The sequence below is a fragment of the Streptomyces sp. NPDC046860 genome (genome assembly GCF_040645115.1).
In the GTDB taxonomy this organism is placed as follows: domain Bacteria; phylum Actinomycetota; class Actinomycetes; order Streptomycetales; family Streptomycetaceae; genus Streptomyces.
The window spans coordinates 51,169-65,672 of sequence record NZ_JBEYXQ010000017.1 but is presented as its reverse complement, the minus strand read 5'-3'; the positions used below and the strand labels follow the sequence as shown (position 1 = coordinate 65,672).

General features: G+C 73.8%; 11 protein-coding genes and 1 riboswitch. Of the genes, 1 reads left to right on the top strand and 10 read right to left on the bottom strand.

All coding sequences use genetic code 11. The features are described from left to right. Positions 1-2: 2 nt before the first annotated feature. The 10 genes from cobI to ABZ898_RS22805 form a co-directional block, all read right to left on the bottom strand. A complete protein-coding gene (gene cobI, locus ABZ898_RS22850; protein WP_361661833.1) occupies positions 3-734 on the bottom strand; it encodes a precorrin-2 C(20)-methyltransferase in 732 nt (243 codons plus the stop codon). After that, positions 731-2,137, bottom strand: coding sequence for a cobyrinate a,c-diamide synthase (locus ABZ898_RS22845; protein ID WP_361661831.1), 1,407 nt, complete (start codon positions 2,135-2,137; stop codon positions 731-733). The genes cobI and ABZ898_RS22845 overlap by 4 nt, the downstream gene beginning before the upstream one ends. Further along, positions 2,137-2,736 (bottom strand): cob(I)yrinic acid a,c-diamide adenosyltransferase, encoded by a 600-nt coding sequence (gene cobO, locus ABZ898_RS22840; RefSeq protein ID WP_361661828.1) that lies wholly within the window; start codon positions 2,734-2,736, stop codon positions 2,137-2,139. Before cobO ends, ABZ898_RS22845 begins: the two co-directional genes overlap by 1 nt. Next, complete coding sequence (locus ABZ898_RS22835) at positions 2,736-4,733, bottom strand: putative cobaltochelatase (RefSeq protein WP_361661825.1); 1,998 nt, start codon at positions 4,731-4,733, stop codon at positions 2,736-2,738. Before ABZ898_RS22835 ends, cobO begins: the two co-directional genes overlap by 1 nt. After that, positions 4,730-8,380 (bottom strand): cobaltochelatase subunit CobN, encoded by a 3,651-nt coding sequence (gene cobN / locus ABZ898_RS22830; RefSeq protein ID WP_361661822.1) that lies wholly within the window; start codon positions 8,378-8,380, stop codon positions 4,730-4,732. The genes ABZ898_RS22835 and cobN overlap by 4 nt, the downstream gene beginning before the upstream one ends. Continuing rightward, positions 8,377-9,885 (bottom strand): cobyric acid synthase, encoded by a 1,509-nt coding sequence (locus tag ABZ898_RS22825; protein WP_361661819.1) that lies wholly within the window; start codon positions 9,883-9,885, stop codon positions 8,377-8,379. The genes cobN and ABZ898_RS22825 overlap by 4 nt, the downstream gene beginning before the upstream one ends. Continuing rightward, positions 9,882-10,832 (bottom strand): cobalamin biosynthesis protein, encoded by a 951-nt coding sequence (locus ABZ898_RS22820; RefSeq protein WP_361661816.1) that lies wholly within the window; start codon positions 10,830-10,832, stop codon positions 9,882-9,884. Before ABZ898_RS22820 ends, ABZ898_RS22825 begins: the two co-directional genes overlap by 4 nt. A 98-nt stretch (positions 10,833-10,930) precedes the next feature. Further along, positions 10,931-11,063: riboswitch (cobalamin riboswitch) on the bottom strand. 127 nt (positions 11,064-11,190) lie between these two features. Then, positions 11,191-11,412, bottom strand: coding sequence for a hypothetical protein (locus ABZ898_RS22815; protein ID WP_361661813.1), 222 nt, complete (start codon positions 11,410-11,412; stop codon positions 11,191-11,193). 27 nt (positions 11,413-11,439) lie between these two features. Beyond that, on the bottom strand, positions 11,440-12,696 hold the full coding sequence (locus ABZ898_RS22810) for an inorganic phosphate transporter (RefSeq protein WP_361661810.1): 1,257 nt from the start codon (positions 12,694-12,696) through the stop codon (positions 11,440-11,442). A 141-nt stretch (positions 12,697-12,837) separates the two neighbouring features. Beyond that, positions 12,838-13,593: a lysozyme gene (locus tag ABZ898_RS22805; protein WP_361661807.1), complete on the bottom strand. Its 756-nt coding sequence runs from the start codon at positions 13,591-13,593 to the stop codon at positions 12,838-12,840. A gap of 228 nt (positions 13,594-13,821) precedes the next feature. Between ABZ898_RS22805 and ABZ898_RS22800 the strand changes: the two genes are divergently transcribed. Beyond that, positions 13,822-14,490 (top strand): class II aldolase/adducin family protein, encoded by a 669-nt coding sequence (locus ABZ898_RS22800; RefSeq protein WP_361661805.1) that lies wholly within the window; start codon positions 13,822-13,824, stop codon positions 14,488-14,490. The last annotated feature ends 14 nt before the right edge of the window (positions 14,491-14,504 follow it).

The following is a 14,504-nucleotide window of genomic DNA, read 5'->3' as shown; positions in this document are numbered from 1 at the left end:
GCTCACAGCTTCCCGCCCCGGCCGCCCTCGCGCCGGGGCGGCGCTATGAGCGTCGACAGGTACGGCAGCGCGTCCCCGTCCAGCTCGGCGGCGGGCCGTACGGACTCCTCCGGCAGGCCCAGCGCCGAGCCCCACACCGCGTCCTGAAGCCGGCCGGCCTCCCGCAGCGCCTCGGCCACCTCGGCCGCGCGCCGCCCGAACTTGTACGCCACCACGGTCCCCGGACCCGCCAGCGCCTCCTTCAGCGCCGCCTCGCCCGCCGTCACCGGCACCAGCGTCAGCGGCTCGGTGCCCTCGGTCAGCACCGCGCCCGACCTGGCCGCGAGGTCCTGCATCGCGGTGATGCCGGGCACGGTCTCGACAACCAGCTCCGGCAGCAGCTCCTTCAGCGTCTGCGCGAGGTAGGTGAAGGTGGAGTACACGTTGGGGTCGCCGATGGTCGCGAACGCCACGTACGCGTGCTCCCGCAGCAGCTCCGCCACCCGCGCGCCCGCCGCGTCCCACGCGGCCTCCCGGCGCGCGCGGTCCGTCCGCTCGTTCAGCGCGAACACCACCCGGACGATCTTCTGCCCGGACACGTGGTGCAGCACCGTCGCCTCCGCCCGGCCCCGCTCCAGGGTGTCCATCACCGGTACGACCACCACATCGGCGGCCCGCAGCGCGTTGACCCCCTTCACCGTCACCAGCTCCGGGTCACCCGGCCCCACTCCGACCCCGACCAGCCTGCTGCTCATGACGTCCGGCACCTCTCCGTGAATCTCCGGGCCACCCCGGGCTCCGACGCCCAGTGCGTATGCAGATAACTCGCGTGCACGCCCCCCCGTACGAACCCCTCCACCCGCCGCGCGGGCGCGACGATCCCCCACGCGGGCGCCTCCCCGGCCCCCGGCTCGATCACGGTCCGGTGGAACTCGTGCCCCCGCATCCGGGTCCCGGCCACCGCCAGCACGCTGTCCCCGACGGCCACCGCGTCCCGGTACCCGAGCGTCAGCCGCTCGCCCATCCGCGCGGACGCGTCCAGCACCCCGCACATGGGAATCCCGTCCAGCTCCCGGCACAGGTAGAGCAACCCCGCGCACTCGGCGGCAACAGGCGCCCCGGAGAGGGCCAGCGCGGCGATCTCCTCGCGCAGCGACTCATTGGCCCCCAGCTCACTCGCGTAGACCTCGGGAAACCCCCCACCGATGACGAGCCCCCGAGTCCCCTCGGGCAACCGCTCGTCCCGCAGAGGGTCAAAGGTGACGACGTCGGCCCCGGCGGCATCGAGCAACTCGGCGTGCTCGGCGTAGGAGAAGGTGAACGCGGGTCCGCCGGCGACGGCGATGACGGGCCGCTCACGTGCAGCGTTGCTGTCGTCGCCCCGCCTCTCAGCCAACCGAGACGGGTGGTCGTGGGTGGGCAAGGCAAGGGCCTCAGCCGCAGACCACCCGTCACCCGGCAACGCCCCCGCACCACGCGCCAGCGCCATCAGCGCGTCCAGGTCGCACCCGGCAGCAACCTGCGCCCCCATCGCCGCGACCGCGGACACCGCGGCAGCACCCCGCTCGGCGACCGGCACCAGACCGAGATGCCGAGAAGGCGTATCCACCTGCGAGGCCCGCCGCAGCGCGCCCAGCACCGGCACCCCCGACTCCTCCAGCGCCTCCCGCAGCAGCGCCTCGTGCCGCTCCGAGGCCACCTTGTTCAGGATCACGCCCCCGATCCGCACGCCCGTGTCCCAGGAGGCGAACCCGTGCACCAGCGCGGCCACCGACCGCGACTGCGACGACGCGTCCACGACCAGCACCACCGGCGCCCGGAGCAGCTTCGCCACCTGCGCCGTGGACGCCAGCTCACCCTGCCCGGCGGCCCCGTCGTACAGCCCCATCACGCCCTCGACCACGGCCAGATCACAGCCCTGAGCACCGTGTGCGAACAGCGGAGCGACCAGCTCCGGCCCGCACAGGTACGCGTCGAGATTGCGCCCCGTCCGCCCGGTGGCGAGCGCGTGGTACCCGGGATCGATGTAGTCCGGCCCCACCTTGTGCCCGGACACGGCGAGCCCCCGCGCGGCGAACGCGGCCATCAGCCCCGTGGCGACGGTGGTCTTCCCACTGCCCGAGGAGGGCGCGGCGACGACCAGCCGGGGTACGGACATCACCACTCGATGCCCCTCTGCCCCTTCTGCCCGGCGTCCATCGGGTGCTTCACCTTGGACATGTCGGTGACCAGATCCGCGAACTCCACCAGCGGGGCGGGCGCGTTGCGCCCGGTGATCACCACGTGCTGGGTGCCCGGCCGGGCCCGCAGCACCTCGACGACCTCCTCCACGTCCACCCACCCCCAGTGCATCGGGTAGGCGAACTCGTCCAGCACGTACAGCCGGTACGTCTCGGCGGCCAGGTCCCGCTTGACCTGCGCCCACCCCTCCCGCGCCTTCTCCTCGTTGTCGAGCTGCGCGTCCCGCTGCACCCAGGACCAGCCCTCGCCCATCTTGTGCCAGTCCACCGGACCGCCCTCGCCGGAGGCACCCAGCACCCGCAGCGCGTTCTCCTCGCCGACCTTCCACTTCGCCGACTTGACGAACTGGAACACCCCGATCGGCCACCCCTGGTTCCAGGCCCGCAACGCCAGCCCGAACGCCGCCGTCGACTTGCCCTTCCCGATGCCCGTGTGCACGACCACCAGCGGACGGTTGCGCCGCTGCCGCGTCGTCAGCCCGTCGTCCGGCACCACACTCGGCTGTCCCTGCGGCACTACGCTGCCCTCCTCGACGTCGTCCCCCGCACATCCCTGACCAGCCCGGCGATCGCGTCCGCCCGCAGCTCCTCCAGCGTCACCGCCGTACCGCCCAGCTCCTCGGCCAGCCGCCCCGCGAGCCCCAGCCGCACCGGCCCCGACTCGCAGTCCACGACCACCGAGGCCACCGACTCCGCGCCGAACAGCCGCGCCGCCCGCCCCGCCAGCGCCACCGGCTCCGGACCACCGGTCGCCCGGCCGTCCGTCACCACCACCAGCAGCGCCCGCCGCGAGGGGTCCCGCAGCCGCTCCACCCGCAGCACGTCGTGCGCCTTCAGCAGCCCCGCCGCCAGCGGCGTACGGCCGCCCGTCGGCAGCGACTCCAGCCGGGCCGCCGCCGCGTCCACCGACGAGGTCGGCGGCAGCGCGACCTCGGCCGCCGAACCCCGGAACGTCACCAGACCGACCTTGTCCCGCCGCTGGTAGGCGTCCAGCAGCAGCGACAGCACGGCACCCTTCACCGCGCTCATCCGCTGCCGCGCGGCCATCGAACCGGAGGCGTCCACCACGAACAGCACGAGGTTCCCCTCGCGCCCCTCCCGCGCCGCCTGCCGCAGATCGTCCCGGCGCACCACCAGACCCGGCCCGGACCGGCCCCGCGCCCGCTGATGCGGCGCGGCGGCGCGTACGGTCGCCGCCAGATGCAGCTTCGTCAGCGCGCCGCGCGGCCGCAGCGCACCGGTGGTCCGCCCGCGCTCGGTCCGCGCCCGCGAACGCCGCCCGGCCGCACCTGCCCCGACACCGGGCACGGTCAGCGCCTTGGTACGGAACGGCTCCGCGGCCCGCGCCGGCGCCTGCTCACCCGCACCCCCGGCGGACGGCTGGGGCTCGCCGCCCTCACCGTCCTCCGGCCGCGCACCGCCGGCGTCCCCGCCCTGCGGGCCCTCCTCCGGCGAGGGCTGACCGCCCCCGCCGTCAGGGCCGCCGGGGTCGGGGTCGTCGTCCCCGGCCGACTCCTCCAGCGTCTGGTCGAGCTTGTCCTCGTCCAGTCCGGGCGCGTCGAAGGGGTTGCGTCGCCTGCGGTGGGGCAGCGCCAGCAGCGCGGCCTGCCGCACGTCCTCGGCGAGCACATCGCCGCGCCCGTCCCACGCGGCCAGCGCGGTCGCGGTACGCGCCATCACGATGTCGGCCCGCATGCCGTCCACCTCGAACGCGGCACAGGTCGCCGCGATCTGCTTCAGCGCCCCGTCACCCAGCCGCACCTTGGGCAGCAACTCCCGTGCCGCGACGATGCGTTGCCGTACAGCACGCTCCTCGTCGGCCCAGCGCGCCGCGAAGGCGGCCGGGTCGTCGTCGTACGCCAGCCTGCGCCGCACGACCTCCACCCGCTGCTCCGGCTCCCGCGAGGCGGCGACCTCGACCGTCAGCCCGAACCGGTCGAGCAACTGCGGCCGCAGCTCGCCCTCTTCGGGGTTCATCGTCCCGACGAGCAGGAACCGCGCGGCGTGCCGTACGGAGACACCCTCACGCTCGACGTACGAGGCCCCCATCGCGGCCGCGTCCAGCAGCACGTCCACCAAGTGGTCGTGCAGCAGGTTGACTTCGTCGACGTAGAGGATGCCCCGGTTGGCCGACGCGAGCAGGCCCGGCTCGAACGCCTTGACGCCCTCCGCGAGAGCCCGCTCGATGTCCAGCGCCCCGACGAGCCGGTCCTCGGACGCCCCGACCGGCAGCTCGACCATCCGCGCGTCCCGCGCCTCGGCCGCCTCCACGGTGTGCGGCCCGTCCGGGCAGGTCGGATCGGGCGAAGCCGGATCACAGGAGAACCGGCACCCGGCGACCACCTCGACCTCGGGCAGCAGCGCCGCCAGGGCGCGTACGGCGGTGCTCTTCGCGGTGCCCTTCTCGCCCCGCACGAGCACCCCGCCGATGTTCGGCGCGACGGCGTTGAGCAGCAGGGCCAGTTGCAGATCCTGCTGCCCGACCACCGCGGTGAACGGGAATCGCGTGCTCACTCGTCTCCCTCCAGCTCTCCCTCGAGTTCCAGATACGTCGCCCGCAGCCGCTCCAAGGTCTCCTGGTCCGGCTCCTCCCACAGCCCCCGGTCCGCCGCCTCCAGCAGGCGCTCGGTGATGCCGCGCAGGGCCCACGGGTTGGACTTCTTCATGAAGTCCTGGTTCTCCGGGTCGAAGACGTACTCGGCGCTGAGCTTCTCGTACATCCAGTCGTCCACCACGCCCGCCGTGGCGTCGTACCCGAACAGGTAGTCCACGGTCGCCGCCATCTCGAAGGCGCCCTTGTAGCCGTGCCTGCGCATCGCGGCCATCCAGCGCGGGTTGACCACGCGGGCGCGGAAGACGCGGTGGGTCTCCTCGCCGAGGGTGCGGGTCTTGACCTGGTCGGGGACGGCCGAGTCGCCCACGTACGCCTCGGGGCTGGTGCCGGTCAGGTGGCGGACCATCGCCACCATGCCGCCGTGGTACTGGAAGTAGTCGTCCGCGTCGACGAGGTCGTGCTCCCTGGTGTCGACGTTCTTCGCCGCCACCGCGATCCGCTTGAACGCCGTCTCCATGTCCCCGCGCGCCGCGCGCCCGTCCAGCCCGCGCCCGTAGGCGTAGCCGCCCCAGACCGCGTACACCTCGGCGAGGTCGGCGTCACTGCGCCAGTTCCGCGCGTCGATCAGCGGGAGCAGCCCCGCGCCGTACGCGCCCGGCTTGGAGCCGAAGACGCGGGCCGTGGCGCGGCGGCGGTCGCCGTGCTCGGCGGTGTCCTCCTCGACGTGGGCGCGGACGTAGTTGGACTCGCCGGGCTCGTCCAGCTCGGCCACCGCGCGCACCGCGTCGTCGATCAGCCCGACCACGTGCGGGAACGCGTCCCGGAAGAAGCCGGAGATCCGGACGGTGACGTCGATGCGCGGGCGCCCCAGCTCGGCCGGCGGCACGATCTCGAAGCCGGTGACCCGGCGCGAGGCGTCGTCCCACACCGGGCGGCAGCCCAGCAGCGCGAGGATCTCCGCGATGTCGTCGCCCTGGGTCCGCATGGCGGAGGTGCCCCACACGGTGAGGCCGACCGACTTCGGGTACTCCCCGGTGTCGGCCAGGTACCGCTGCACCAGCGAGTCCGCGAGGGACTGCCCGACCTCCCAACTCAAGCGGGACGGGATCGCCTTGGGGTCGACGGAGTAGAAGTTGCGGCCGGTCGGCAGCACGTTGACCAGACCCCGCGTGGGCGACCCGGAGGGCCCCGCCGGGACGTAACCGCCGTCCAGCGCGCGGAGGATGTGCCCGATCTCGTCGGTGGTCCGGGCGAGCCGGGGCACGACCTCCGTGCAGGCGAACTCCAGCACGGCGGTGGCGTCGGTCAGTTCGAAGCCGAGCACCTCGTCCAGCACCGCCGGTACGGCCGCCCGGTCCCAGTCCCGCGCCTCCATGCCCTCGGCGATGCCCCGGCACAGCTTCTCCAGCAGGTCGACCGCGTCGGCCCCGGTGCGTGCCGGGCCCTCGGCCAGGTCGGTCAGCTCCACCGGCACCTTCACCGGCGCGCCCGGCTCGGCCAGCAGCTCCTTCTCCACCAGCCCGAAGTGCTGGGCGAGCGCGGCCCGCAGTCCGGGCAGGGCGTTCGCCTGGCCGCCCCACACCTGGGAGGCGCGCAGCACGGCCAGGACCAGGTTGACGCGGGGCTCGCCCTCGGGTCCGCCGCCCAGGATGTGCAGTCCGTCGCGGATCTGCACGTCCTTGATCTCGCACAGGTAGCCGTCGATGTGCATGACGAACGAGTCGAAGTCGTCGTCCTCCGGCTGCTCGTCCACGTGCAGGTCGTGGTGGAGCTCGGCGGCCTTGACCAGGGTCCAGATCTGGGCGCGCACGGCCGGGGCCTTCGTCGGGTCCAGGTCGGAGACGAGCGCGTACTCGTCCAGCAGCTGTTCCAGCTTGGCGAGGTCGCCGTAGGTGTCGGCGCGGGCCATCGGCGGCACCAGGTGGTCGACCACGGTGGCGTGCCCGCGCCGCTTGGCCTGGGTGCCCTCGCCGGGGTCGTTGACGATGAACGGGTAGATCAGGGGGACTTCGCCGAGCACCGCGTCCGGGGCGCAGCCGCGCGAGAGGCCCAGGCCCTTGCCCGGCAGCCACTCCATCGTGCCGTGCTTGCCCATGTGCACGACCGCGTCCGCGCCGAAACTGTTCTCCAGCCACCGGTAGGCGGCCAGGTAGTGGTGCGAGGGCGGCATGTCGGGGTCGTGGTAGATCGCGATGGGGTTCTCGCCGAAGCCGCGCGGCGGCTGGATCATCACGACGACGTTCCCGAACCGCAGGGAGGCGAGCACGATGTCGTCGCCGTCCACGTACAGGCTGCCCGGCGGCTCGCCCCACGCCTCCAGCATGGCGTCGCGCAGTTCGGGGTCGAGGGTGTCGAACCAGGCCCGGTAGTCGGCGAGCGGCACCCGGGCGGGCGCGGCGGCGAGCTGCTCCTCGGTCAGCCACTCCACGTCGTGCCCGCCGGCCGCGATGAGCCGGTGGATCAACTCGTCACCCTCGGAGGGGTGTTCACTCACGCCGTACCCGGCGTCCCGCAGCGCGTCCAGCACCCGGACCGCCGAGGCGGGGGTGTCCAGGCCGACGGCGTTGCCGACGCGGGAGTGCTTGGTGGGGTAGGCGGTGAAGACCAGCGCGATCCGCTTCTCCGCGTTCGGCTTGTGGCGCAGGGCCGCGTGCCGTACGGCGATCCCGGCGACCCGTGCGGCGCGCTCGGGGTCGGCGACGTAGACCGGGACCTCGTCCGGGCCGGGCTCCTTGAAGGAGAACGGCACGGTGATCAGGCGGCCGTCGAACTCCGGGATGGCGACCTGCATCGCGGCGTCCATGGGGGACAGGGCGGCGTCCGAGGCGTCCCAGGCGGCCCGCGTGGAGGTGAGGCAGAGCCCCTGCAGCACCGGCACGTTCAGGTCCGCGAGGGCGCCGATGTCCCACGCCTCCTCGTCGCCGCCCGCCGAGGCGGCCGAGGCGTGCGCCCCGCCGGCCGCGAGCACGGTGGCGATGAGGGCGTCGGCCCGGCCCAGCAGCTCGTACAGCCCGGCGTCCGCGTCGCGCAGCGAACCGCAGTACACCGGCAGGGCGTTGGCGCCGCGCTCCTCGACCGCCGCGCACAGGGTGTCCACGAAGGCGGTGTTGCCGCTGAGTTCGTGCGCCCGGTAGAAGAGCACGCCCACGGTCGGGCGGCCCGCACGCTGCTCGTAGGCACCGTGCGTGCCGAACTCCGGCATCCGGTGCGGCTCCTCGAAGCCCTCGCCGGTCAGCAGGACGGTGTCGGACAGGAACCGGGACAGCTCCAGCAGGTTCGCCGGGCCGCCCTCGACCAGATAGCGCAGCGCCTCCGCGACGACCCCGGCCGGTGCTGTCGACTCGGCCATCAGCTCGGCGTCCGGCACGCTCTCGCCGCCGAGCAGCACCGTCGGCACTCCGGACGCCTTCAGCGCGGCGAGCCCGTCCTCCCAGGCCCGCTTGCCGCCCAGCAGGCGGACGACCGCGAGGTCCGCGCCGTCGAGCAGCGCGGGCAGGTCCTCGGCGGCGTCCGTGCGGGACGGGTTGCCGATGCGGTAGTCGGCGCCGCTGGCGCGGGCGGCCAGCAGGTCGGTGTCGGCGGTGGACAGCAGCAACACTGTGCTCATGCGGGCGCTCCCGGTGGAATGAAGGGCAGTCCTGCGGGCGCGCCCGACTCGATGAGCCGCCAGAGCGCGTCCGTGTCCGCGTGGTGTTCGATGAGGTCGCCGAGCAGGTCGAGCTGCTCCTCGCGCAGCGCGGCGAACGACGTGCCGGGGGCCGGGACGAAGCGGCGTCCGGCCGCGTCGGCGACCTCGCGCAGGAAGGCGCGCCGGAAGCCGTCCGACTCCAGGGAGCCGTGCCAGTGGGTGCCCCACACGGAGCCCGTCCGGCAGCCGTCCAGGAAGGGGTCACCGCCCAGCACCTCGGCGACCCCGTGATGGATCTCGTACCCCTCGACGGGCTCGCCCAGGGCTTCCCCGGTCGGCCGGGCCAGGGTCTTGCCGGCGTGGAACCGCACCCGCACCGGGAGCAGTCCGAGCCCCGGCACGCTGCCGGCGCGGGACTCGACGTCGTCCTCGATGTGCTCGCCGAGCAGCTGGAAGCCGCCGCAGATCCCGAGCACCGGACGCCCCTCGGCGGCCCGGCGCGCGAGCGCGTCCGCGAGACCCCGCTCGCGCAGCCACTGAAGCGCCCGTACGGTGCCGCGCGTGCCCGGCACCACCACGAGGTCGGCGTCCGTCAGTTCCTCGGGCCGGTCCACGAAGCGGACCACGACGCCGGGTTCGGCGGCGAGGGCGTCCACGTCGGTGAAGTTGGACATCAGCGGGACCGCGCACACGGCGACCCGCAGCACGTCCTCGCCCACGGGCGGAGCGACCGTCGACTCCCGGACCGCCCCGCGCAGGGAGACCCGCAGCCCGTCCTCCTCGTCGATGCCGAGCCCGTGCCGGAACGGCAGCACGCCGTAGGTGTGCCGCCCGGTGAGGCCGCGCAGCATGTCCAGGCCCGGTTCCAGCAGCGTCACGTCACCGCGGAACTTGTTCACCAGGAACCCGGCGACCAGTGCCTGGTCCTCGGGGGAGAGCAGGGCGACGGTGCCGAAGAAGGACGCGAAGACTCCGCCCCGGTCGATGTCGCCGACGACGAGGACCGGCAGCCGCGCGCCCCGCGCCACGCCCATGTTGACGATGTCGGTGCGCCGCAGGTTGATCTCAGCGGGGGAACCCGCGCCCTCACAGATCACCGCGTCATACGTGCCCCGCAGTTCGGCGAGGCAGTCCAGCACCGTTCCCAGCAGGGCCTGTTGACGGCCGCCGTGGTAGCCGCGCGCGCTCAGCTCGCCCACCGGCTCGCCCAGCAGCACCACTTGGCTGCTGCGTTCGCCGCCGGGCTTGAGCAGCACCGGGTTCATCAGCGCGGTCGGCTCGACGCGGCACGCCTGGGCCTGCATGGCCTGCGCCCGCCCGATCTCCGCGCCCTCGCGGGTCACGAAGGAGTTCAGGGACATGTTCTGCCCCTTGAACGGCGCCACCTTGACGCCCTGCCGGACCAGCCACCGGCAGATCCCGGCCGTCACGACGCTCTTGCCCGCGTCCGAGGTCGTACCGGCGACCAGAAGACCACCGTTCACCTGCCCCGCCCCTTTCCGGTGAGGCGCGCGGCGAGGGTGACGCCGAGCGCGAGCAGACCGACCCGGCGGGAGAGCCGTACCGCCCGGTCGATGTCGGCGACCCGAACGGGCCGTTCGGTGCCGTTGAGGACGGGCCGGTGTTCGACCCGGCCGCCGTAGGAGAGGGTGCCGCCCAGCCGTACGCCGAGCGCGCCCGCGAAGGAGGCTTCCACCGGGCCCGCGTTGGGGCTCGGGTGCCGGTGCGCGTCCGCCCGCCAGGCCCGTGCCGCCCCGCGCGGGTCGTCCCCGGCGAGGGTGGCGAGCAGGGCGGTGAGCCGGGCGCCGGGCCAGCCCGCGACATCGTCGAGGCGGGCGGCGGCCCAGCCGAAGCGGCGCAGCCGTGGCGACTTGTGCCCGACCATCGCGTCCAGCGTGTTCACGGCACGGAACCCGAGCAGCCCGGGAACCCCGGCGACCGCGCCCCACACCAGGGCGCCCACGACGGCGTCGGAGGTGTTCTCCGCGACCGACTCCACCACGGCGCGCGCGATCGCGTCGGCGTCCAGCGTCTCGGGGTCCCGGCCGCACAGGTGCGGCAGCCGGGCACGGGCGGCCGGGAGGTCGCCGCGCTCCAGGGCGCGCCCGACGGCGACCGCCTCGCGGGCGAGTGAGGTGCCGCCGACGACGGCCCAGGTGGCCGCGGCGGTCAGCGCGGCGGACGCGGCGGGGCCTGGACATACGGCGCGTACGGCGCGTGCGGCCGCGGCTCCGAGCGCGGTGGCTCCTCCGGCGCACAGCAGGGTGTGCAGCGCGCCCCAGCCGCGGTGGTCGTGCCACAGCGCGCGTTCCGCGTGCCCGGCGGCCCGCCCGAAGGCGGCGACGGGATGCATGCGGCGGGGGTCGCCCAGGAGGAGATCACCGAGGAGTCCGGCGGCGGCACCGTACGCGTACGAGCGATCGGCGCCCATCGGCTCAGCCGGCCGTGGACGCGCAGACGTTCCTGGTTCGGGCTCTCGATCGGCGGCCGGGCATCACGGTAGTCCTCACTCAGGGTGTCCACGCCCTGGTTCGACGAGACCGGCGGCGAGAGTTCCTGGCTCCCGGGGACTGCTCCCCGGTGACAGTGGCGGGACCGCGCCGGATTCGCACCGGCTTCCTCTGCTGCCGCCGTACATGGCCCGCGAAGTCCACCACGTGCCCGGAAGGGCCGTCAACCTGCCCGTGACCTGCGGGAGAAGAGTGTGTGGAGACCCACACCGGCACCGGTGGGGACAGCGGAGGGCCCCCGCGCGGCGTGTGCCGTGCGGGGGCCCTCCGGGGTCGGTGCTAGGCGACGATCAGGTAGAAGCCGTAGCCCACCGCCGCCGCGCAGGCGGCGAAGCAGGCGTAGGCGCCGGTGACGGCGAGCGCCGCCGAACCGCCGTTGGCCGCGGCGCGCTCGCGGCGGGCCAGGCCGTTGATGCCGAGGGTGAACAGGCCCACCATGGCCACCGTGACCACGAGGCTGACGCCGAAGACGGAGCCGAGGGCCGCCCAGTCGATCTTCATCGGGATGTTCCTCCAGTTGCCGGGTGGTCAGACCGCGGCGGGCGGGGCGGTGGTGGCGGGGGTGTGGCTGTGCTCGGTGGTGGCGGCCGGGATGGTGGCCGTCAGGTCGTCCGCGACGGTGCCCACCGGGGGCGGGGTCACCATGGCCATCGCGGTGGTCACCACACCGGCCGGTTCGACGTACTCCTCGGTGGTGACGTGGGTGTGGTCGATGACCTCGCGGCGGGAGATCTTCCAGATGGCGAAGCTGGAGCCGATCAGGAAGAGGGCGACGAGCCCGGTGCCCCAGTCGCCGAGTCCGGTGACGGCCTCGGCGCCCGCGCCGACCAGTGCGGCGGCCGGCAGGGTCAGCGCCCAGGCCACGAACATCCGGGTCGCGGTGGACCAGCGGACCACACCGCCCTTGCGGCCGAGGCCCGCGCCCATCACCGAGCCGGAGACGACGTGGGTGGTGGAGAGGGAGAAGCCGAGGTGCGAGGAGGCCAGGATCGCGGTCGCGGCGCTGGTCTGCGCGGCGAAGCCCTGACGGGGCTCCAGGTCGGTCAGGCCCTTGCCCATGGTGCGGATGATGCGCCAGCCGCCGATGTAGGTGCCGAGCGCGATGGCCAGGCCGGCGGAGAGGATCACCCAGGTGGGAGGGTTGGAGCCGGGGGCCAGCGCACCGCCCGCGATCAGCGCGAGGGTGATGATGCCCATCGTCTTCTGCGCGTCGTTGGTGCCGTGCGCCAGGGAGACCAGGCCGGCCGAGGCGATCTGGCCGGCGCGGTAGCCCTTGCGGTTGGCCTCGCCGTCGCCCTCGCGGCCGATGCCGTAGGAGAGGCGGGTGGCGAGCATGGTGGCGAGGCCCGCCACGATCGGCGCGGCGACCGCGGGGAGCAGCACCTTGGTGACGAGCACCTCACCGTGGACGGCGCCGAAGCCCGCCGAGGCGACGGTGGCGCCGACCAGGCCGCCCATCAGGGCGTGCGAGGAACTGGAGGGCAGGCCCACCAGCCAGGTCAGGAGGTTCCAGAGGATCGCGCCGGTCAGGGCCGCGAAGATGACCTCGGGACGGATGCCGGTCTCGTCGACGAGACCCTTGGAGATCGTGTTGGCGACCTCCACCGAGAGAAAAGCGCCCACCAGGTTGAGTGCGGCGGACATGGCCACCGCGACCTTGGGCTTGAGTGCACCGGTCGAGATGGTGGTGGCCATCGCGTTGGCGGTGTCGTGGAAACCGTTCGTGAAATCGAACGCGAGTGCGGTCACCACCACAATCGCGAGGATCAGCGACAAGCTTTCCATTTACCCAGGCAATCGTTCGAAGTCGTTGGCGGGATGAACGTAGGCAACCTGAGTGAACGGAAGGTGAACTGGGCCGGGCGCCACGGTGTCGGAAGCGGCGGCCCGGATTCCGGGGCCGCCCGGCCGTTCTCCAGCCCCCGTTCAGTGCCCGCGCGCGAAGGCCCGCAGCCGGGCGACGGAGCCGTCGAAGAGGTCCTGGTCGCCCGGCAGCGGGCCCTTGGTGCCGTGCTGCCAGAAGGTCCAGTACTCCCAGCCGCCCGGCAGCTCACCGGGGTCGGAGGAGCCGTGGCTGGCGATCCACAGGGCATGGTCCGCGGAGAAGGCGCGGCTGTTCCCGGTGCAGGCGGTCCACCAGTGGGTGGTGGTGTAGATGACCGGGCGGCGGCCGGTCTCGCGCCGGACCTCGTTGCTGAAGGACCTGATCCAGCGCACCATCTTCTTGCGGCTCAGCCCGTAGCACTTGTGGCGTTTGTCGTACGGGTTGTACTCGATGTCGAGCGCGGGCGGCAGCGTCACCCCGTCCGCCCGCCAGTCGCCGCCGTGCCGGACGAAGTACGCGGCCTGCGCGGCGCCCGAGGAGCGGTCGGGGAGCGCGAAGTGGTAGGCGCCGCGGATCAGTCCGGCCCGGCGCGCGCCGTTGTACTGACCGGCGAAGTAGGGGTTGCGGTAGGTCGTGGACTCGGTCGCCTTGACGTACGCGAACCGGGCGCCCTCGGCGCGGGCGGAGGGCCAGTCGACGCGCCTCTGGTGGGAGGAGACGTCGTGCCCGCGGGGCAGGCCCGCGCGCGGTACGGCGGCCTCGGCGGGCGGGGGATGGGCGCCGGTGAGGGCGAGTGCCGAGAGGGCCGCCGCGAGGACGCCCGCGCGGCGGCGTGTTGATGAGCGGTCACGGGCCATGCGGTCCCCCGGGTGGCGGTGAGGCGTCGTCCAGCGGGCAAGAGGGACCAGTGAATGCCGGAGGGGCGTCAGAAGTGTGACTATTTGTCGCGTTTCCCTACGCTTTCCTCCCGTTTTCGCTCGTTCGGAGTCGGGGAGTCCCGGAGTTCCGGAATCCTGGAGTCCCGGACTTCCGGAGCCGGTGTCGAAGCGGGCCCGCGTCCGGCCGCCGGCTGGCAGGATCGCCGCATGGCGGAACAGCGGCGGGACGCGGACGGCGACGAGGCGCGGGTCTGGGCGGAGCTGGTGGCCACGGCCCGGCGGACCGTCGCCGACGGCCTGGTCGTCGGCACCTCCGGCAACGTCTCGGCCCGGGTGGGCGACACGGTCCTGGTCACCCCCTCGGGCGTGCCCTACGACCGGCTCACCCCCGCCGACATCACCGGCGTCGGCCTCGACGGCCGCCAGGTGCTGGGCACCCTCGTGCCGACCAGCGAACTCCCCATGCACCTCGCGGTGTACCGCACCACCGGCGCCGGCGCGGTCGTGCACACCCACGCCGTGCACGCCACGGCCGTCTCCACCCTCGTCACCGAGCTGCCCCCGGTCCACTACATGACCTGCGCCCTCGGCGGCCCCGTACGGGTGGCCCCCTACGCCGCCTACGGCACCCCCGAACTGGCCGCCCACATGCTCCGTGCCCTTCAGGACCGCTCCGGCTGCCTGCTGCGCAACCACGGCACGGTCACCTACGGCGACACCCTGGAGGCCGCCTACGACCGCACCGCCCAGCTGGAGTGGATGTGCCGCCTCTGGCTCACGGCGTCCTCCGTGCCCGGCCTGACCCCCGCCCTGCTGAGCGAGGCGGAACTGGCCGAGGCGGGGGAGCGGCTGCGGGGGTACGGGCAGCCCGGCTGAACCCGGCGGAGGTG

Coding starts and splice junctions, on each gene's coding strand:
- cobI (WP_361661833.1), bottom strand. CDS start 734: ATGAGCAGCAGGCTGGTCGGGGTCGGAGTGGGGCCGGGTGACCCGGAG.
- ABZ898_RS22845 (WP_361661831.1), bottom strand. CDS start 2,137: ATGTCCGTACCCCGGCTGGTCGTCGCCGCGCCCTCCTCGGGCAGTGGG.
- cobN (WP_361661822.1), bottom strand. CDS start 8,380: ATGAGCACAGTGTTGCTGCTGTCCACCGCCGACACCGACCTGCTGGCC.
- ABZ898_RS22820 (WP_361661816.1), bottom strand. CDS start 10,832: ATGGGCGCCGATCGCTCGTACGCGTACGGTGCCGCCGCCGGACTCCTC.
- ABZ898_RS22815 (WP_361661813.1), bottom strand. CDS start 11,412: ATGAAGATCGACTGGGCGGCCCTCGGCTCCGTCTTCGGCGTCAGCCTC.
- ABZ898_RS22810 (WP_361661810.1), bottom strand. CDS start 12,696: ATGGAAAGCTTGTCGCTGATCCTCGCGATTGTGGTGGTGACCGCACTC.
- ABZ898_RS22805 (WP_361661807.1), bottom strand. CDS start 13,593: ATGGCCCGTGACCGCTCATCAACACGCCGCCGCGCGGGCGTCCTCGCG.
- ABZ898_RS22800 (WP_361661805.1), top strand. CDS start 13,822: ATGGCGGAACAGCGGCGGGACGCGGACGGCGACGAGGCGCGGGTCTGG.